Below are 19,223 nucleotides of genomic sequence, written 5' to 3'. Positions count from 1 at the left end.
TTGTTGCTCGTGCACATTACAAATGTGCGCGAAATCTTTAGGGTATTTCTAATGCCTTTTAAAACCCACCAGGTGTCTTCAGCAAATTACCCATCGTATCAATGCCTCTTGCTTTCAATTTTACCAAAAGCTTTTGAAACAACTGGGCCGTAAGGTAAGCATCACCCAGTGCCGTATGTCGGTTCTCCACCAGAATGCCGAATTCTTTGCAAAGGACATCTAGCTGCATGCTGTCTGATCCGGCAACATTTCGTTCGTAACGGACCGGATCAATGCGTTTCATCATCGTCATGGTATCCAGGACAGGGTTTTTCAATTTGAAGCCTGGATAGTGCAATTGATACAACTTATTCAATTTCCCCAGGTCAAACGGAAGGTGATGACCTACGATAATATGGTTGGACAGAAAATTTAGGATCTCCGGAAGGGCCTGCTTAATGTCTCTCTCCCTTGATTGATCGGACAATTCTCCATGAATCGCAGCGGCGGCAGAGTTCTCTGTGATTGGCAAATGAATATCCAACACATTGCCTAAAGCAATGGATTTATTTTGGACGATAACCGCTCCTATAGAGACGATCTTGTCCTTTTTGGCAATTCCTGTGGTTTCACAATCCAATACGACGTATCCCGGCGACCATATGGATTGTTTCATCTCTGGTTTGAAAACCTGAGCCTCATAATTGGCCATCCATTCCGGATAAGTGACTTTTTTGGCAAAGAACCTCGAAAGCATCAATCGAAAGCGTTTGCTTGAAACCGAACACTGATCAATTCCTGTAGGTCCTTGATAGGAATAAAGGCATTCTTGATCATTTGCTTCTCCAGCTTGTTCAATTCAGTCAACTGGATGTACCTGCCATTGTCCGAATTGTGCAATCCGTTCATGGCGCGATACCGCATCATGATCTCATAAGCCGCAGCCGCCTCATCGAAAAGTTTTTGATTATTGGGTTCCCGTTCTGCCAGAGCATGGAAACGCTCAGCTGTATTTTGAATGTCCACCATACCATGTGACAGGCAAAGCAATCTGGCCGCATCAGATATGGGCATCATTGCGCGCTTTTTAATGTCAAATTCGCTGCGATGTTCACCACTCTGTTCGACAAGAAAATTTTTAAAAAAGGACAGAGGTGGGGGGTTTTGTAAGGCATTTTTTGCCAGGTTATGAAAGAAAAGCGACCCAGGTTTCAGTTCACGTCGTAGATGTTCATGAACCTCTTCCCCTAAACTACGACTACCATACATCGCACGGAAATCAAAAAAGATGGTGGCATTCATGATTGATGCCGGGTCTGGCACATTGATCCATTTAGAAAAGAGGTTCTTACATTCTGAGAGGGAAAGACAATATTTTGGATTAGACGCCATCATGTCTGCGGGACACTTTTCAAACCCGCACATATCCAGCATTTCGGTTACTTTGGAGGTGACCTGAACCATGATCTCACGGGTGGAATCGTTGTTCTCCGTATCTGCAAATACCAACGCATTGTCCTGATCCGTACGAAGGAGCTGTTCCTCACGGCCTTCACTGCCCAGGTTAAGCCAGCTAAATGAATGCTTTTCCGCTTCCGGAGTTTCTTCAATGGCCTTATCCAATGCTTTCTCTATGATGACATCATTAATGGAAGTGATCAGATTTGCCACCAACGAAATGCTTACTTCCTGTTCCAGGTATTCTTTCAGCAGCGCCTCCGCGGCATTTCGGGCATCCGCCCACTTTTGTACTTCATTCGAATTGTGAATGGATTTGATCAACGCCGCAGGGTGGTTTTTCTGGGAAACCAGCACATCTCTGTCGGAAAGAATACCGGAAATCGGACTATCATTTTGCCCGTCTTCCGTGATCACGATGTGATTCAACCGTTTCTTGATCATTGCGCCAAGTGCTTCCGGCAAGGTAAGACCTGCATGAGCCGTAAAAACCGGTGAAGACATGATCTCGCTGATCGGTTGATCGATCGGAATCCCTTTCGAAACGACTTTTTTCCTGAGGTCCGTATCCGTCAATATACCCAATGGCCTTCGATCGGCATCCGCTACTATGATGGAACCGACATTTCGATCAGTCATGAGCTGCGCCGCCTTTTGAATACTATCTGAGGGTTGGCAAGTCAATACATCTCGGGAATATAGCAGCCTTTGATTGTCGAAACGAGCCTTCATTAACGGACTGGTCTCTTGCTGATACTCTCCTCGAACGATCACTTGTCCTGAAGCATAGCCCTTGGCGAAAAAGAGACTAAAACTCGCATTGTGCTCCAACAATACTTGAAAAGTCTTTTTTGAAATGGCATATACCAGGCTTTCTTCCGCACATTCAGCCGTAAGCTCGTAGGTTTTCCCAATAAAAAACGCCCTAACACCGAAGACATCCCCAGGTTCACATTGATCGACTAACCGAATTGAAGACTCCTCTTGCTTCAGCAATTTCACATTGCCCTGACGCAACACATAGATCTCCTCTTTGAATGATGCTCCTTCTCGGTATAGCGTTTCACCCGTAGTAAGAAATTTTACAGTAATATTTGAGGCAAGCCCCTCCAAATCCTCCTGATCCAGGAATGAAAATGGATGAAAGTCTTTCAGAAAGAAAGCAACCCGGTCGGTGATGACATTGCCCATAAAAAGGAAACCGGCGCAACTTGAAAAGGTTGCGACCGGCTATGTCTTATTAGATATTGGCCCCTTCAATGATCTTATCTACTACTTCGGGGTTCAGTAGTGTGGAAGTATCCCCCAGATTAGAGATGTCTTTACTCGCCACTTTACGAAGGATTCTTCTCATGATCTTACCCGAACGTGTTTTTGGAAGTCCGGGAACGACTTGCACCACATCGGGTTTGGCAATCGGTCCAATGATCTTTCGGACCGTATTCATGATTTCTTTACTCAATGTCTCCTCATCCTTGTCTTTTGCATCACAGATCACATAGGCATAGATTCCCTGGCCTTTGATGTCATGTGGAAATCCAACCACCGCAGATTCTACGACTTCAGGATGTTCATTGATTGCGTTTTCTACTTCTGCGGTTCCCATTCTATGACCCGACACATTGATCACGTCATCAACGCGGCCCAAAATCCGCAAATAGCCGTCATGATCTCGTTTGGCGCCATCACCCGTAAAGTACAGGCCAGGGTAGGTAGAGAAATACGTTTGCTTGCATCGCTCATGATCCCCATATGTCGTGCGAAGAATGGATGGCCACGGGTGCTTAATGCACAGGTTTCCCTCAACGTTATTTCCAGTCAATTCATTTCCTTCCGCATCCACAATGATCGGCTGGATGCCGGGTAGCGGCAATGACGCATGTGCAGGCTTATTTGGAGTAATGCCTGCCAGCGCAGAAATCATGATGCCGCCGGTTTCGGTCTGCCACCAGGTATCCACCAATGGGCAATTGCCTTTTCCGATGTGGGTGTGATACCAATGCCAGGCCTCCTCATTGATTGGCTCACCCACCGACCCGATCACCTTCAAAGACGCCAAAGAATAAGGTTCTACCGGTTCTGTTCCGAAAGCTTGCAACGCTCGAATGGCCGTAGGAGCCGTGTAAAATTGATTGACTTTGTATTTATCAACGGTTTGCCAGAAGCGTCCAGCATCAGGATAAGTAGGCACCCCTTCAAACATGACCGTGGTTCCTCCGGCTAACAACGGACCATATACAATGTACGAGTGACCTGTGATCCAGCCCACATCAGCCGTACACCAATACACATCGTCCTGTGAATATTGGAAGACATTCAGAAAAGAATAATAAGTATACACCATGTAACCACCACAAGTGTGAACCACTCCTTTGGGCTTTCCTGTAGATCCTGAAGTATACAGAATGAACAGCATGTCTTCAGCGTCCATTTCAGCCGCTTGATGTGTTTTTGGCTGGCCTGCCACCGCATCGTTCCACCAAATGTCGCGACCTTCGGCCATCGTAATTTCATCACCGGTTCTATTCAACACGACGACCGTTTCTACAGAAGAGGTTTGCTCCAAGGCCTCATCTACGACCGCTTTGACTGGAATTTGCTTGGCTCCCCGGAAGTTTCCATCGGAAGTCAAAACGGCCTTGGCTTCACAATCCTTGATGCGATCTGCCAGCGATTGAGAAGAGAAACCCGCAAATACGACCGAATGAACGGCACCAATTCTGGCACAAGCCAACATCGCAACCGCCGCTTCAGGTACCATGGGCATATAGATGATCACACGATCTCCTTTTCCAATGCCCCGAGCTTCCAAAGCGTTGGAAAACTGGCAGGTCATTTCGTACAATTCCTGATAAGTGATCGTTCTCCCTTCGGATTGAGGATCATTGGGTTCCCAGATGATGGCTGGTTTATCGCCACTGGTGTAGAGGTACCGATCCAAAATGTTTTCGGTAATGTTCAGTTTTCCACCCTTAAACCATTTAACATCGGGACCATCAAAATCCCATTCCAGGGTCTTATCCCATTTCTTTTTCCAATGGAAAGACTCAGCTATACGTCCCCAAAACTCTTCGGGTTGTAGTACACTTTTTTGGTATTCATGAATGTAGCCGGATAGCGTTTGTATCTTATGACTCATTTGAAGGGTGAGTTTATCTGTTAAAGACAGGTTTTATTGAGCAAAGTAAAGGTAGGCAAACCGATCAATGCCTGCTTAGTGTTCCTGATCTACGGGGGATTTAGTACACAGCACTACCATTCCTACACTTTTTGCGGTGATTAGCACTGTTTTTCTTACAAATTAGGAGTTTGGCTAGTGGTCAGTTGCCGTACCTGCTCCTCGTGGATATCTGATACTTTCTGTCAATTCCTGAATTTCCGCTGGTGTCTCTTTGGTCATTCTTGACACGACAAACGCCACGATCAAATTGAAGAACATTCCCAGGGTACCTATTCCTTCCGGTGAGATACCGAACCAATAGCCTTCCGGTGTACCGGGTCCACCCAACACGGGCTTAAAATACCAGATGTAAGAGGCCGTAAACACAATTCCAGTGATCATTCCGGCGATGGCACCTTCTCGATTCATTTTCTTATCAAAGATCCCGAGAATGATCGCTGGGAAGAAGGAAGAAGCTGCCAAACCAAAGGCAAATGCCACTACCTGCGCCACAAAACCCAATTGAACCAACCCAGCCAGTCCTGCGCATACCACGGCAACTGCTATCGAAATACGAGCTGCACGCAATTCTCCTTTTTCACTGATGTCTGGTTTTAGGTAATTTTTCAGCAAATCGTGAGAAATAGAAGTAGAAATCACCAACAATAGACCTGCCGCTGTTGAAAGTGCAGCTGCCAAACCTCCCGCAACTACTAAAGCAACTACCCAATCAGGCAAATTGGCAATTTCAGGGTTTGCCAGCACCATGATATCTCGATCGATGCTAAGTTCATTGACTTCAGGATCTGCCACATAAGTGATAATTCCATCTTTGTTCTTATCGTCGAACGTTAATAAGCCAGTATTCTCCCAATTGGAAAACCATCCTGGCATTTCCGAATACCGTTTTTCTGATACCGTATTGATCAGATTCGTTCGGGCAAACGCCGCAACAGCTGGTGCGGTGGTATAAAGAATGGCAATAAACAGTAAGGCCCAGCCAGCTGATACTCGAGCATCTTTGACTTTAGGAACGGTAAAGAATCTTACGATCACGTGTGGAAGTCCGGCAGTTCCCAGCATCAATGCGGCAGTGATAAAAAACATGTTCACCATGTTATCTTGATTGACGGAAGTATATTCCTGAAAGCCGAGATCTACGGAGATCTGATCAAGCTTTGCTAAAAGGTATGTCCCATCAGCAAGTTGGCCTCCAAAACCTAGTTGTGGAATCGGCATGCCAGTCATTTGCATGGAAATGAAGATAGCGGGAACAGTAAAGGCAAAGATCAACACACAATATTGGGCAACCTGCGTGTAAGTAATCCCTTTCATCCCTCCAAGTACGGCATAGAAAAATACGATCCCAATACCGATGAAAATCCCTTGCTCAAAAGGTACTTCCAGGAATCGTGCAAAGGCGACACCCACACCTTTCATCTGCCCTACCACATAGGTGAAGGAGACAAAGAGGGCACAAAGCAAAGCGACGAGTCGCGCATTTTTCGAATAGTAGCGATCTCCTATGAAATCAGGTACAGTAAATTTCCCAAACTTTCGTAGATAGGGTGCAAGCAACAAGGCTAGCAATACATAACCCCCGGTCCAACCCATCAAATATTGCGCGCCGCCATAACCCATAAAAGAGATCAAACCAGCCATTGAGAGGAAAGAAGCAGCCGACATCCAGTCTGCAGCAGTGGCCATTCCATTGGCAACCGGGTGTACACCTCCTCCGGCAACATAAAACTCTTTCGTCGAGCCAGCTCGGGCCCAAACGGCTACACCGATGTAGATCAAAAAAGTACCGCCTACCATGATGTAAGTCCAAATCTGAGGATCCATAATGCTTTTCTTTTAGTTTGTTATTCCTCGTCCACGTCAAATTCCTTGTCCAGCTTATTCATCAAGTAGACATAGATAAAAATGAGGACCACAAAAACATAAATGGCGCCTTGCTGTGCAAACCAGAAGCCCAGTGGAAATCCACCTAGCATGAAACTGTTAAGTGCATCGGCGAAAAGAATGCCGCAACCATAGGAGACGACAAACCAGACCACCAGAAGGATCCCCAGGTACTTGAGGTTACGTTTCCAGTAGTTTTCAAGATTTTTAGACATAGGTTAAGGTTTTCATCGAAACAACCCTCACCTATTCATTCAAATTTTCTCGTGAAAGCCTTCAGGCGGTTCTTTCGATTTTGTCAATATAGCGCATTTCACACTTTTGACTTTGAAAAATCCTTTTTCAGAAAAGGAATTGAAAGGAAAAAACCAATTTCTTAGAAGATGAAACGAGAAGTGATGGATCAAGCAATATTTTTGGGGTGCTACCTTTTAGAGTATAATTATTAAGATTAAAGATTTGAGTTCATCACTTAGATTACCTGTGGAAGGTAAATTACTGTCAGAAGCACGTTCTTTCTCACCACTTTTCCATCGATGAAAAGTGGCCCAAAATCTAGGCCGGATTCATTTTTTAATGCTTTTTGCCCCAAGAGAGCAGGAATAAAATAAACTCGCTATTCATAGAAGTGATTTAAATGTGACTCCAAAAATCTCGAACAGAATTTTATTCTTTTCTGCTCTTCTTTGACCCAAAAACCTAAAATGAATCAAGGCCGAGCGAAATCGACAACTTCATTTTGTACAATTGCTCCACAAGTTTACGGATCGAACCGAAGTGATAATAACCTCTTTAAACAGTGACAGGTATAAAAACACGAAAGGAGTAACCGGGAGGTCACTCCTTCAATGATTTTTCGAATCCTATTTTGCTGGTTGGAATCGAAAGAAAAATTTTCCGACTTATAAAGACGGAAAAAATCACCGCTTAAAATACTCGCCTTTGTATGAGCCTCAAATGTAGATAGTGATATAACTGTTTCATATTTTCGACACGCCATCCGGCATTATGTGGGCCGAAGGGGAAAATATCTGACTGACCGGGATTATTGAATTATTGATTACACAAAGGCATAAATAAAGCGGAGTGCTAATTTTGTATGATTACAGGTTGAGTCACAACGATTTCGATACCAGCAACGTGTCATAAAAAAGCAATGAAAAACCACGATTTAAGGACATCCAATTGGAAAAGATGGCTCAGCTTCTTGTTGATCCTTTGTGGGTTTTGGTATGCAAACGCCAAGGATCTGAAAAAAATCTTCAGGGCATTGGAAAAAGAAGATCTCCCTAAGGCACTGGAACTCATTTCGGAATCACTCTCCGAAGAACCTGTAAATCCTGGTGCCAGATATGTCCTCGCCGGATTATTGGCCACTGATTCTTTGACTTTATTCGATTTGGACTCGGCCCGCATTACGGTCTGGCAAGCGCTCGAAGATTACGAACAGGCCAGTGAGGATGAATTGGAGGACCTTGAAAAGAACAGGGTCAGTATTCAGAACATTCAGGATCTGGACACAAGGATCCGTGATAAGCACTATGCCAGAGCCATGGATACGCATACCATTGTTGCTTTTGAAGCATACATGGGTTGGTATGCCGCTGACCCCCGGAATCCGAATTTGGTGAAACTCCGCGATAGCCTGGTCTGGAAAGAGGTAAAACCGCAATATACTTCTACGGCCTATCAGCAATTCTTTCTTAAATACCCGCAATCCTATTACTCGCCTGAGGCGCGTTTTGGCTATGATTCCTTGTTGTATCTTGAGAATACTCGTTCCGACAAGCTTTCTGATTACGTAGACTTTTTGAAAGATCAACCGGAGACACCTTACCGTGACCGGGCTGAGAAGATCATATTCGAAAGAATGACGGCTTCCAATATTGCTCAGGATTATGAACGCTACTTCAAAGGATACCCTAACTCCAAACAAATTCGAAAAGCTGTCAACATTTGGTATCACCTGAATGCTAACCCTGATTTGTCAGGAATTGCCTTTCGTGATTCTTTGCAACGGGTAAGCACTGCCATTAAGAGGTTAACCGTGCCCATTTATGAAGATGGAGAATATCGCTTCATGACAAGTTCCGGTGCAATGATGGATTTGTCATTTGCGGAAATCAATCGAGATTATTTCTGCGGAGACATACAGACAGACTTTTTCTTCGGTGGCAATGACCAACAAGAGATCTATAACCGTTCTGGTAACCTTATGTACACCGGATCTTTTGATCTGGTTGAAGACCTGGGATTGGGTGTGTTGTTATTAGAAGGTGATCAGGGTAAGCAGTTGATCCACAAATCAGGTTTTGAAATATGGGATGGGTTGGAAGATGCGGCGGCCATCGGCGACCAATGGCTGAGGATCAAAGTGAACGGGAAATATGGACTGATCTCCAATACCGGATATCCAATTACCTTATTCAAATACGATGACATCTATCGAGATGGGGTATTCTGGGTTTTTGAAAAAGGAGAAAGCCTTGCAGTCTATACGACTGAAAAGATCATGACTCAATTGCAGGACGATGCGCTGGAACTTGAATTCAAGTTTGATGACATTGAAGTCGTCGAAGATTCCTTACTGATCGGATTTCGAGGTGACTGGGAATGCCTGATGAATGAGCAATTGAGTTTTATGATCCCCTGGGGTGACTATGAAGTAACACCGGGTACGCCGTTCCATTACGCAAGAACAACCGATGGTTATCGTTTCAGCCAACTACAAGCTAACAGCCCAAGGGGGTTACTTACTGATTTGTTGGAAAATGAAGTATGGATCGGTGTGGAACAAGATTCTTTGTGGACCCTGTACAATAAAAATAGCCTGGATGCTCCAAAATCAGGATTGGACACCTTGTATTTGGCGGGTGATTTTACGGCGGTTTACCGGGACGACAGTGCCAGAATGCAGGTATTGTTTCCAAATGGAATTCAAACGGAATTGACGGAGAACCAGCAGGTAGTTGCGGTTTCGCCATTACAAAATGAAGAATTAGCGGACTACATCACCATTTTGGATGAGGAAGAAACCAGCTTATGGAACAAAGCCGGAGCATTGCTGTTCTCCGGGAAGTACGAAGAAATCAAACCACTGGACGATTCGCTTTTTATCACGAAACAAAGAGGTAAACTGGGAATGATCAATGGAAAAGGTGAAGAGTTAATCGCATTTCAGTACGATGCGATGCAGGAATCAGACGGGTTGATCTTTCTGTTGTCGAAAGGAAAAATCGGAGCATACGACATACAGGACAGTACCTTGATCTTGCCACGTTATGAATCCAAACTGGAGCGCTTTGGCCCCTATTACATCACCCGAGCCAAAGGCAAGTACGGAATCATTGATGAAAGTGAAGATGAGATCGTGGATTTCGACTATGACCAGATCCGTTATTGGAATGATTCCACGGCCTGGGTTAAAGATGAAGCGGATTGGAGTTTGATGAATCTCAATGATGGGTCATTTCTGATCGATACCGTATCCAACTTTGAAATGATCGTAGGCCGGGAAGACCTGCAAATTGCCACCTTCTACGGCGAGCGGGGTTATGGCCTGGCCAGCAGCCGAAACGGTGAATTACTTCCCCCGAAATTCAACGAGATCCGGAACCTCGGTAATCAGGAAGATCCTCTATTCACAGCTGAAGTATACAGTCCCGAAACCGGATTCTACATCCTGCTCTACCTCAACGAAAAGGGTGAAAAGCTCGGTTCCTATGCTTTCCGCGTACAGGAATATGAGAAGATCTATTGTGAAGATTGATCCTTGAAACGAAGGTTTTATCCACCAACCACTCATGTTTAATAAATCCCTTAAATCAATGATGTAGTCGTGATGTAGTTCAATTCAAGGAATGCTAGCTTTTTTTCGTCACCTTAGTTTTCGGAATAAATAGTGAGCATGATGAATTACAGATCGAAGTTACTTTTTCTGCTTTTAGGAAGTTGTTTGATGTGGGCCTCCTGTAGTACCGATGATGATCCGGGAACAGGCCGAGCGATTACCGAATACGATGGATTTACATTGGTTTGGAGTGATGAATTTGACGGAACTTCTCTGGATCGCAGTATCTGGACTTTCGAAACAGGCGACGGCACAGGTTTCGGGTTGCCGGTGGGATGGGGCAATAGCGAATTGCAGCTTTATACAGAAAACTCAGAAAATGTATCCATACAGCAGGATGGAGATGCCAGTGTTTTGGCGATAACCGCACAACAAAACGGAACCGATTATTCCTCCACGAAAATTACAACACGAGGATTGCGTAGCGTCCGTTTTGGGAAAGTAGAAGCGAGGATCAAAATGCCTACCGGACAAGGAATTTGGCCTGCCTTTTGGATGTTGGGAGATAATTTTCAAGATCCCATCGATTGGCCGGGTTCAGGGGAGATTGATATTGTGGAGATGCTTGGGCATGATACGGACCAGATCTACAGCACGGTCCATTTCACCAATTCCGAACAAGATTTGGAATCCATTCAGGGAGAACTCAATGCCTCGGGATCCACTTTTGATGATGCCTATCATCTCTATACGTTGGATTGGACACCTGAAACCATGACATTCTATGTAGATGGCAATCTGGTCCGTGAGATCAGTATCAGAGATGATATGAAAGAGTTTCAGCGAAGTTTTTACCTCATCCTGAATGTGGCTGTAGGTGGCAATTGGCCAGGAAATCCTGACGCAACCACTGCCTTCCCTACAAGTATGTTGGTAGATTTTGTTCGCGTATACCAATGGAATGACTTGATGGCTGAAGATCCCCCCGTTTTGGATATTGAAGAAGAAACCTTAGGTCAATTTGTCGATGACGGACTCGCGATTCATGCTGTTCAGGATGGTTTTGATGGCTTCGGCCAATTGGAGATCACCTCTTTTGGTGGTGGCGGAGAACCGGAAGTCACAGAATCTACTGATGCAATCGAAGGTAATTCCAGTCTGCAGTTTGCTTACCCTGGTACCAATTGGGGTGGTGCATTCTTTGAAATGGCAGGACAAGACATGTCTGGTTACAGCAATGGACACCTCAACTTCTCCTTGAAATATCCAGAAGAGTTTAGAGATGCCGAAGTGAAACTGGAAAGTGCGGAACAAAGCTCAGCCGCAGCTGTCTTCCTGGTAAACTACACACCCGAGGAAAATGACGGATGGATGGTGTACAAGATCCCGATGGCCGACTTCCAGGGTCTGGATTTGAGCAACTTGAGCATCGTCTTTGCTTTGTGGAACCCGACCAATCAACTGGATGCTTTCCTCAATGGCAACATTTTGGTGGATAACCTGTATTTCTCAGAGGATTAGAAAAAAATAATTAAATATAAAAAGCCGCAGATCTCAATGGCCTGTGGCTTTCTTTTTTTAAGAGGTTGATGTACATAAGTTCAACCAGGGCAGGGGTGCTCAATCCAACGATTCAAATTCTATCACCTTCGCTAATTGCGCCTCATTCTCCGCGAGTTGCCGGTTATACCTGCCATAGATAAAAGGAGACAAAACGACCATCAAAACCACGATCGCTGCTGAGACCAAAAGCTGATCCACAAAATTGATCGATTGATTAGAAAACAACTTCAGGTAAACTGGAATCATCGCTGAGAACCATAAGGCGACAATACCCAGGTCATATTTTGCGTGCTTAGCCGTATGAATCCTAAACTGCGCAATGGCCTTTTGCAATTCGACCGTGTTCATTAGACTGTAAGCAGGTTTTTTCAAAGACCTGTGCTGAAAAAACGAAAAAAGCATGGCCAATCCACTAATAAAGACCAGCGTACTTTGCCAAAGCTCAGCTTGCATAAAGTACAATGCAGTAAACGAAATCAACATATAAACCAATGCCAGGTTTCTACCCATGATGGCAGTAGTCATCAACCTATCAAAGACGCCCTTCGACTTATCAAAAGCAAACTTTTGAATATACGCTTCATCTAATTTGATGCGATTTTCAAGGGCCTTTTTCTCTTGTTTCCAGGTCGCTTTCAATTCATCCAATTCCATGATTCTCTTGATTTAGTTTAACAAAATATTCCTTTAACTCTTTTTTGATCCGACTGATCTTGGTCCCCACGTTGCTTTCCGTAATCCCAACGATTTCCGAAATGTCTTTGTAGCTAACCTCTTCCAGATAAAGGATGAGGATCTCTTTTTTGAAGGGGTCCAGCTGATCGATGAATGATTTTAAATGCTGACGTTCTTCTGTAAGGGTTTCTTCAGGATTGACCAAATGAAAAACAGTCGACTCGATGGAATACGTATCCTTCGTTCTTCGTTGATTTGATCTGTAAAATGAAATGGCAACATTCATTGCTACCCGATAAACCCAGGTAGAAAGCTTGGATCTCGAATCATACGTTTTCAGTGATTTCCACAATTGGATCAATATCTCCTGCTCCAGGTCTTTGCGGTCCTCAGGGTCTTTACAATACGTATTGATTACTTTGAACAGAATCCATTTGTTGACCTCTAAAAACTGAATGAATTCTTTTTTCTCCATATGATCAGTGTGTATTCATTTACTCTTTCCTCATTATTCGCTGGAATAGTAAATAAATCACACCGTCTTTGAAAAAAGTTTTCGATGCTTGATTTAGGTCAAGAGTAAAGCGCCATTCCACGAATTTATAATGGTGATCGCGTAGCGGTTACTTTCGAAATTGTAGTAGAATTTCTTTACGTTAAGCAATGATGGTTTTGAAACCTTAACCTTCTCTTCTCAACACCTCCAAAGGAGATTGACGAACCACATCTCTACTGTTCAAAAGCCCGACTGTAACACTGATGCCAGCCACAGCCAGGAAAATCAAGCCGATCTGCCCAAAATTGGGGACGAAAGTGAATTCAAAGACAAACCTGCCGAGTAGGGTAGAAAACAAGGCGGCCAGGAAAATACCACTGATGGCCCCGAGACTTCCTAAAAACAGGTATTCTGCTACGGTGATTTTCCAGAGCTGACTTTTAGATGCCCCCAACGTTCGCAAAAGTACGTTTTCTTTTACCCGCTGGAATTTGCTTAGGATAATGGAGCTGATCATGACAATCAAACCGGTACCAATACTGAAAAAGGCCATGAAGCGAATCACAAATGCGACCTGACTCAGGATCTCTTCCAATGTTTTCAGGATAAGTTCCAGGTCGATGATAGACACATTTGGATAGCTCCGAACCACTGCTTGCTGATAGCGAGCGGAGAGATCACTTTTATCAATACGAGTCACCAGCACATGGAATTGGGGTGCCTTCTCCAGTACTCCTGCGGGAAATAATACCAGGAAGTTCGTCTGTACGCGGGTCCAGTCTACTTCGCGGAAGTTGCCAACATACGTTTTGATCAATGCGCCTTGCACATTGAAAAGCATTTCATCACCGAGCTTCAATTCCAGATTTTCGGCAAAACCTTTTGAAATACTGATAAAAATGGAATCACTCGGGTTTTCTACCTGACCGATCCATTCCCCTTCCACGAGCGTCTCACTATCGATTAGTGAATCCCGATACGTCACACGATACTCTCGATTATAAGCCCAGTCGGGTATGGCTACTGTCGTATCATTCCAGGCTTCGTCTTTGTCATAACCATTGATTTCCAGCAAACGCATGGTGACAATTGGCACTTCTTGCATCACCGGAAGGTCATAGTTTTCGGTGAGTTCACGGATTTCATCTTTTTGGCTGGACTGGATATCGAAAAGAATCGTATTCGGTCGCGAACCTTGTTCTGCGATGGATACTCGCTCCACTAGCAGGTCTTGCATGAAATAAAGTGTGGCCAGAAACGCCGTTCCTAAGCCTAGTGTGGTGATCAAAATCACCGTTTGATTGTTCGGACGGTACAAATTGGAAAATCCTTGTCTCCAAACATAAGGTAAACTAGCAGGCACCATCTTTCTGGTCATCCAACTCATCAACTTACCCAAACCGAACAAGACCAATATAGTGCCGATAAGAATGCCTGAGAAAACCAAAGCATCGATGGCCGACTGGATCTGCCAATAAATGGACAGGAATATAAACAACGCAATGCCTCCGCCAATAGGGATCAGAAGCTTATCAAATTGAAACTTCCCTTGATCAAAACCACTTCGGATGGCCGAAAGTGGGCTGATGTTGCGCAAACCGATCAAAGACAACAGGCCAAAAAGCAGCGAAATGACGATGCCAAGCAGAATGCCAATGAAAAATGCTGGCCAATACGGAACGGGATTCAGTTCTACCGGCAAGAAATCTGAGACAATTACCGGTAAATACAGATGAATACCCATGCCCAGTAAACTTCCTAAGGCTGCTCCAATCACGCCAAAACCAGTTACCTGGATCAAATAAATGCTGATGGCCTGACTGGCTTTCATGCCTAAACATCTGAGCACCGCCACCGATTGTACTTTGCTCTTCATATAGACATAGATCGAGCTGGCTACACCCAGACACCCCAGGAGTAGCGCTGTAAAAGCCACGAGCTCCAGAAAATTGGACAGATTGCTGAAGGACTGACCCGTTTGTTCTTTCCGTTCTTCAATGGTTTCTACATCGTAACCTTTGCTTTCGGTCTGATCCACCAATTCCTGCCAGATGTTGGTCGTGTCGATATCCGGATGGAATTGGAAATAAGTCACATGATTGATCCGACTGCCTTTCTGCAGCAAGCCTGTTGACTCCACGTATCGATGAGGGATGTACACTACTGGTGCAATCGTCCCGGAAATATTCGTTTGACCAGGAATCTGCTTGATGGTCCCGATGATCTCGAAACCTTGTGTGCCCACCATCACCGAATCACCGTGCTCCACATTGTATTGGATCATCAGTTTCTCATCGACAATGGCGTATTTGCCTTCCTTGAATTTTCGAGCCGCTTCTACAGGTTCGGTTTCTATCTCCCCATAGTAAGGATACTTTCCTTCCAGTGCGCGGACTTGCGTCAATCGTGTACCATCCGTTCTAGGAAAATACACCATGGAAGTGAAATACAATTCTTTCGAATCGTCCATGGTGATGTCTTTGAACCGATAATAGCGATCCTCGGGTAATGGCTGATTACTGCTAACTGCCACATCAGCCCCTATCAGGGCTTTGGCCTGGTCGTCAATTTCGTCGAGTAAGTTTTCCCGGAAGGAAGTAATACCAACCATTGCAGCAATTCCCAGCGATATGGATGCAATGAATAAAAACAACTTGCCACGGCTTTTGCGGCTGTCTCTCCATGCCATTCGCCAGGGCCACGAACGGCTGTATTTCTTCTTTTGATAGGTAATCTGCTTGTCCAATGCTTTGTTGTTTTAGGCCATTACGCTTTCTGGTTGCACCACTTTACCTCCACGCAACTTTACAATCTGATGCGTTTTTTTAGCCAGTTGCAGGTCGTGCGTCACAACAACAAGCGTTGTTCCTTGTTCACGATTGATTTCAAACAGCAATTCTTCGATTTTTTGGCTGGTGTCTTCATCCAGGTTTCCAGTAGGCTCATCGGCAAACAGGATGGCCGGATTATTGGAAAAGGCCCTCGCAATCGCCACTCGCTGCTGCTCACCTCCCGATAATTGAGAAGGGTAATGCTCTTTACGGTCACCAAGACCAACTCGCCCAAGAAGATCCTTCGCTACTTTTCCGGCCGAACTTACACCTCGCAATTCTAACGGGACCATTACATTTTCAAGAGCTGTCAGGGTTGGAATCAACTGAAAGTTTTGGAAAATAAAGCCTACTTGCTCGTTTCGAACCTGGGCCATCTGGTCCTCATTGAGTTCATTCAGCAAGATGCCATTCAGAGAAATTCTTCCTTCGGTCACACGGTCCAGGCCCGCGCAGAGGCCCAATAAAGTGGTTTTTCCACTGCCCGATGGGCCTACAATGGACAGGGTTTCTTTCGCCGGAACGGCAAATTGGATGTTATCCAGCACTTTTATTTCTTTGGCACCATTCTTATACGTTTTCGAAACCGAGTCAATTTCCAGGATATACGACATTCAGCTAAACTATTTAAACCCTATTTGATTTGTTTTAAGTACGAGGACTATCTTTGATTTCTTCGATTTGATCGCTTGACAAAGCATCACTTGCGGACGAAAGAACTGCGATAAATGAAAAACTCAATTTTAGTAGCGATCTTATTTTGCTTGGTGATGGCTTGTGGTGCCCCCGAACAAAAGAGCCAGGAATCCACACAAACCTCAGTACAAGACGAAGTTACCCCCGAGGTTGTTACAAATGACAAGATCATTTTGTTTTTCGGTAACAGTATTACAGCAGGATATCAATTAGCCGTGGAGCAAGCTTTTCCAGCGATCATTCAAAAAAGATTGGATTCTCTGGACTATGATTATCGTGTCGTGAATGCCGGACTAAGTGGAGAAACTACCGCTGGTGGCAAGAGTCGCATCGATTGGGTACTAAGAACGGTGCCAGATATTTTCGTTTTGGAGTTGGGAGCCAATGACGGTCTACGGGGATTGCCACTGGTAGAAACACCCAAAAACCTGCAGAGCATCATTGATGCGGTTAAGGAAGCCAATCCCGACGTGCAGGTCATTATTGCCGGAATGATGGTGCCTCCGAATTTGGGCCAAACCTATACTTCAGGGTTCGCGGAAATTTTCCCAAAAGTGGCAGCAGATAATGATGCAACCTTAATCCCTTTCTTATTGGATGGTGTGGCTGGTAATCCGGATTTGAACCTGGATGATGGCATTCACCCAACCCCTCAAGGTCATAAAATTGTTGCTGAAACAGTTTGGCAATATTTGAGTCCGTTGCTGGAAAAAGATCCTGCATAGTCACATTTCAAGAACCTCAATGTGACATAATAAAATTGAATCATCTCAAATCATTAAGATAATAGACATTGGAAAGAATTGAAGAACTGATCGTTGCGGGCTCGGATTTTGTCTGGGGCACTCCACTACTTGTTTTGCTACTGGGAGGTGGTGCCTTTTTCATGATCTATTCCCGGTTTTTGCCATTTCGCTACCTGGGTCACGGCATCAATGTCTTGAGAGGAAAATACGATAACCCCGACGATCCCGGTCAGATCAATCACTTTCAGGCTTTATCTGGAGCATTGGCCGCCACGATCGGAATGGGAAATATCAGTGGGGTCGCATTAGCCATTGCTGCTGGAGGTCCCGGAGCCATTTTCTGGATGTGGGTCAGTGCCTTCTTTGGCATCGCCACCAAGTTTTTTACATGTACGCTGGCGGTGATGTACCGTGGAAAAGATTCTTTAGGGGAAATTCAAGGGGGACCCATGTACGTGATCAGAGAAGGGCTCGGGAAAAACTGGAAGCCTCTCGCCATTTTTTTCTGCGTAGCAGGATTCTTTGGAGCAACACCCGTTTTTCAAGCCAATCAAATGGTGGCTGTGATGAAAGATGTGGTTTTTATTCCCAATGGCATTGAACCAAGTTTTGGATTGGACCTGGGCATGGGCATTGTGATCGCCATTTTGGTGGCCATGGTTATTCTGGGAGGAATCAAAAGAATTGGTTCTGTCGCTGCCAAGCTTGTTCCAGCGATGGTGGTCTTGTATGTGGTATCTGTTGTATTGATCCTGCTCATCAATTTCACTGAAATTCTTCCCTCCTTAGGACTAATCATTCAGGATGCTTTTACAGCCAAAGCCGCGCTGGGCGGTGCTGTCGGGGCGATTATCATCGAAGGAGCTAAAAGAGCCGCTTTCTCAAACGAAGCTGGAATTGGTACTGCACCCATGATGCATGGAGCCGCAAAAACGAAAGAACCTGTACGAGAAGGTTTGGTGGCCATGCTAGGACCCGCAATTGATACGTTGGTGATCTGTACCATGACCGGTCTATGTATCCTAATCACGGGGGTTTGGCAATTGCCAGAATCCAATGGCATCACACTCACAGCCAAAGCTTTTGATGCGGCATTGCCTTATGTTGGTCCTTACGTGTTGATCCTTACGGTAATGATCTTTGCGATCACGACCATTTTTGGGCTTTCCTACTATGGACAAAAGTGCTTTTCATACCTCGTCGGTGCTGAATACGGTAAGTATTTCAATTATTGGTATGTTGGCCTGGTGATCCTTGGATCGGTCGCTTCATTGAACGTCGTGGTGAACCTGGTGTTCATCGCTTATGGGCTCATGGCGATACCGACCATGATATCGGCCCTGGTTTTGGCACCTAAGGCCCTGGATGCTGCAAAGACTTATTTTAGTAAGGTTTGATTTTCTAATAATCCCCCGGTCTAGGACCACCCCTTTAGCAAAGGGGGAATCTTTAAAAAAACAACCCACCATGTTCGACGATGACGAAATTCCGGACGGAAGAAAACTTCCGATCTTAAAAAAGGGTCAGGAGATTGATGAACTGACCCGAAGAATCCTGGACCTTATCCCGGAGGATAATGAAGAACTGAAAGAAATCGCAGGATGGATGTCAGAAGATGCGGCCAATTTATCGGTCAAGGTTTCGGGTGCAGAGTCTGGGGAGTTATACGACATCAAAATGGAGAATGCGGCGATCATTAGGAAATCGGCCAGGGAGCTCATCGTAAATACACATTCGCTTCGAATGTATGGTTTCAAGGAAACTCAGTACTTCGATCTGCTTCGTCAGGCAGTGGAGGAATATCGACTTTTATTCATCGGTTGGGTGGCCACATTTGACCGATGGAACTATGAAGTAGACCACTGGGGGTTGTTCAACCCACCAGGTATTGGTCCGGATAATGGGGATGAGTTATGAACATGGC

The 19,223-nt window shown here is 44.9% G+C and carries 14 protein-coding genes; 5 read left to right on the top strand and 9 right to left on the bottom strand.

All coding sequences use genetic code 11. The features are described from left to right. Nucleotides 1-58: 58 nt before the first annotated feature. The 5 genes from R8G66_31860 to R8G66_31840 all read right to left on the bottom strand — a co-directional run bounded on the left by R8G66_31860 (nucleotide 59) and on the right by R8G66_31840 (nucleotide 6,717). Nucleotides 59-736, bottom strand: a complete 678-nt coding sequence (locus tag R8G66_31860; protein ID MDW3197017.1) for a 3'-5' exonuclease — start codon at nucleotides 734-736, stop codon at nucleotides 59-61. Continuing rightward, entirely contained in the window at nucleotides 736-2,628 is a 1,893-nt protein-coding gene (locus tag R8G66_31855) for a DUF294 nucleotidyltransferase-like domain-containing protein (protein MDW3197016.1), read from the bottom strand. Before R8G66_31855 ends, R8G66_31860 begins: the two co-directional genes overlap by 1 nt. Nucleotides 2,629-2,677: 49 nt before the next feature. Then, entirely contained in the window at nucleotides 2,678-4,576 is a 1,899-nt protein-coding gene (acs, locus tag R8G66_31850) for an acetate--CoA ligase (GenBank protein MDW3197015.1), read from the bottom strand. 174 nt (nucleotides 4,577-4,750) lie between these two features. Next, entirely contained in the window at nucleotides 4,751-6,442 is a 1,692-nt protein-coding gene (locus R8G66_31845) for a sodium:solute symporter family protein (GenBank protein MDW3197014.1), read from the bottom strand. Between the two features lie 20 nt (nucleotides 6,443-6,462). Further along, nucleotides 6,463-6,717, bottom strand: coding sequence for a DUF4212 domain-containing protein (locus tag R8G66_31840; GenBank protein ID MDW3197013.1), 255 nt, complete (start codon nucleotides 6,715-6,717; stop codon nucleotides 6,463-6,465). Between the two features lie 941 nt (nucleotides 6,718-7,658). Here R8G66_31840 and R8G66_31835 point away from each other — a divergent pair. Both R8G66_31835 and R8G66_31830 read left to right on the top strand, forming a co-directional pair. Further along, entirely contained in the window at nucleotides 7,659-10,271 is a 2,613-nt protein-coding gene (locus R8G66_31835) for a WG repeat-containing protein (GenBank protein MDW3197012.1), read from the top strand. A 138-nt stretch (nucleotides 10,272-10,409) separates the two neighbouring features. Next, on the top strand, nucleotides 10,410-11,813 hold the full coding sequence (locus R8G66_31830) for a family 16 glycosylhydrolase (GenBank protein MDW3197011.1): 1,404 nt from the start codon (nucleotides 10,410-10,412) through the stop codon (nucleotides 11,811-11,813). Between the two features lie 99 nt (nucleotides 11,814-11,912). Here the strand turns inward: R8G66_31830 and R8G66_31825 are convergent, their stop codons facing one another. The 4 genes from R8G66_31825 to R8G66_31810 form a co-directional block, all read right to left on the bottom strand. After that, complete coding sequence (locus R8G66_31825; GenBank protein ID MDW3197010.1) at nucleotides 11,913-12,509, bottom strand: hypothetical protein; 597 nt, start codon at nucleotides 12,507-12,509, stop codon at nucleotides 11,913-11,915. Further along, complete coding sequence (locus tag R8G66_31820) at nucleotides 12,496-13,005, bottom strand: RNA polymerase sigma factor (GenBank protein MDW3197009.1); 510 nt, start codon at nucleotides 13,003-13,005, stop codon at nucleotides 12,496-12,498. The genes R8G66_31825 and R8G66_31820 overlap by 14 nt, the downstream gene beginning before the upstream one ends. A 205-nt stretch (nucleotides 13,006-13,210) precedes the next feature. After that, nucleotides 13,211-15,772 carry an FtsX-like permease family protein gene (locus R8G66_31815; protein MDW3197008.1) on the bottom strand — a complete coding sequence of 854 codons (2,562 nt, stop codon included), beginning with the start codon at nucleotides 15,770-15,772 and terminating at the stop codon, nucleotides 13,211-13,213. Between the two features lie 12 nt (nucleotides 15,773-15,784). Further along, on the bottom strand, nucleotides 15,785-16,471 hold the full coding sequence (locus R8G66_31810) for an ABC transporter ATP-binding protein (protein ID MDW3197007.1): 687 nt from the start codon (nucleotides 16,469-16,471) through the stop codon (nucleotides 15,785-15,787). Between the two features lie 114 nt (nucleotides 16,472-16,585). On the opposite strand from R8G66_31810, the gene R8G66_31805 reads away from it, so the two are divergent. The 3 genes from R8G66_31805 (at nucleotide 16,586) to R8G66_31795 (ending at nucleotide 19,216) form a co-directional block, all read left to right on the top strand. After that, nucleotides 16,586-17,278, top strand: coding sequence for an arylesterase (locus tag R8G66_31805; GenBank protein MDW3197006.1), 693 nt, complete (start codon nucleotides 16,586-16,588; stop codon nucleotides 17,276-17,278). A gap of 77 nt (nucleotides 17,279-17,355) precedes the next feature. Further along, complete coding sequence (locus tag R8G66_31800; GenBank protein MDW3197005.1) at nucleotides 17,356-18,696, top strand: alanine/glycine:cation symporter family protein; 1,341 nt, start codon at nucleotides 17,356-17,358, stop codon at nucleotides 18,694-18,696. A 70-nt stretch (nucleotides 18,697-18,766) separates the two neighbouring features. Further along, nucleotides 18,767-19,216, top strand: coding sequence for a hypothetical protein (locus R8G66_31795; protein MDW3197004.1), 450 nt, complete (start codon nucleotides 18,767-18,769; stop codon nucleotides 19,214-19,216). The last annotated feature ends 7 nt before the right edge of the window (nucleotides 19,217-19,223 follow it).

The sequence above is a fragment of the Cytophagales bacterium genome (assembly GCA_033344775.1).
GTDB lineage: Bacteria > Bacteroidota > Bacteroidia > Cytophagales > Cyclobacteriaceae > JAWPMT01.
This window is presented reverse-complemented; position numbering and strand designations above follow the sequence as displayed.

Coding starts and splice junctions, on each gene's coding strand:
- R8G66_31795 (MDW3197004.1), top strand. CDS start 18,767: ATGTTCGACGATGACGAAATTCCGGACGGAAGAAAACTTCCGATCTTA.
- R8G66_31825 (MDW3197010.1), bottom strand. CDS start 12,509: ATGGAATTGGATGAATTGAAAGCGACCTGGAAACAAGAGAAAAAGGCC.
- R8G66_31835 (MDW3197012.1), top strand. CDS start 7,659: ATGAAAAACCACGATTTAAGGACATCCAATTGGAAAAGATGGCTCAGC.
- R8G66_31855 (MDW3197016.1), bottom strand. CDS start 2,628: ATGGGCAATGTCATCACCGACCGGGTTGCTTTCTTTCTGAAAGACTTT.
- acs (MDW3197015.1), bottom strand. CDS start 4,576: ATGAGTCATAAGATACAAACGCTATCCGGCTACATTCATGAATACCAA.
- R8G66_31820 (MDW3197009.1), bottom strand. CDS start 13,005: ATGGAGAAAAAAGAATTCATTCAGTTTTTAGAGGTCAACAAATGGATT.
- R8G66_31805 (MDW3197006.1), top strand. CDS start 16,586: ATGAAAAACTCAATTTTAGTAGCGATCTTATTTTGCTTGGTGATGGCT.
- R8G66_31845 (MDW3197014.1), bottom strand. CDS start 6,442: ATGGATCCTCAGATTTGGACTTACATCATGGTAGGCGGTACTTTTTTG.
- R8G66_31840 (MDW3197013.1), bottom strand. CDS start 6,717: ATGTCTAAAAATCTTGAAAACTACTGGAAACGTAACCTCAAGTACCTG.
- R8G66_31810 (MDW3197007.1), bottom strand. CDS start 16,471: ATGTCGTATATCCTGGAAATTGACTCGGTTTCGAAAACGTATAAGAAT.
- R8G66_31860 (MDW3197017.1), bottom strand. CDS start 736: ATGCTTTCGAGGTTCTTTGCCAAAAAAGTCACTTATCCGGAATGGATG.
- R8G66_31830 (MDW3197011.1), top strand. CDS start 10,410: ATGATGAATTACAGATCGAAGTTACTTTTTCTGCTTTTAGGAAGTTGT.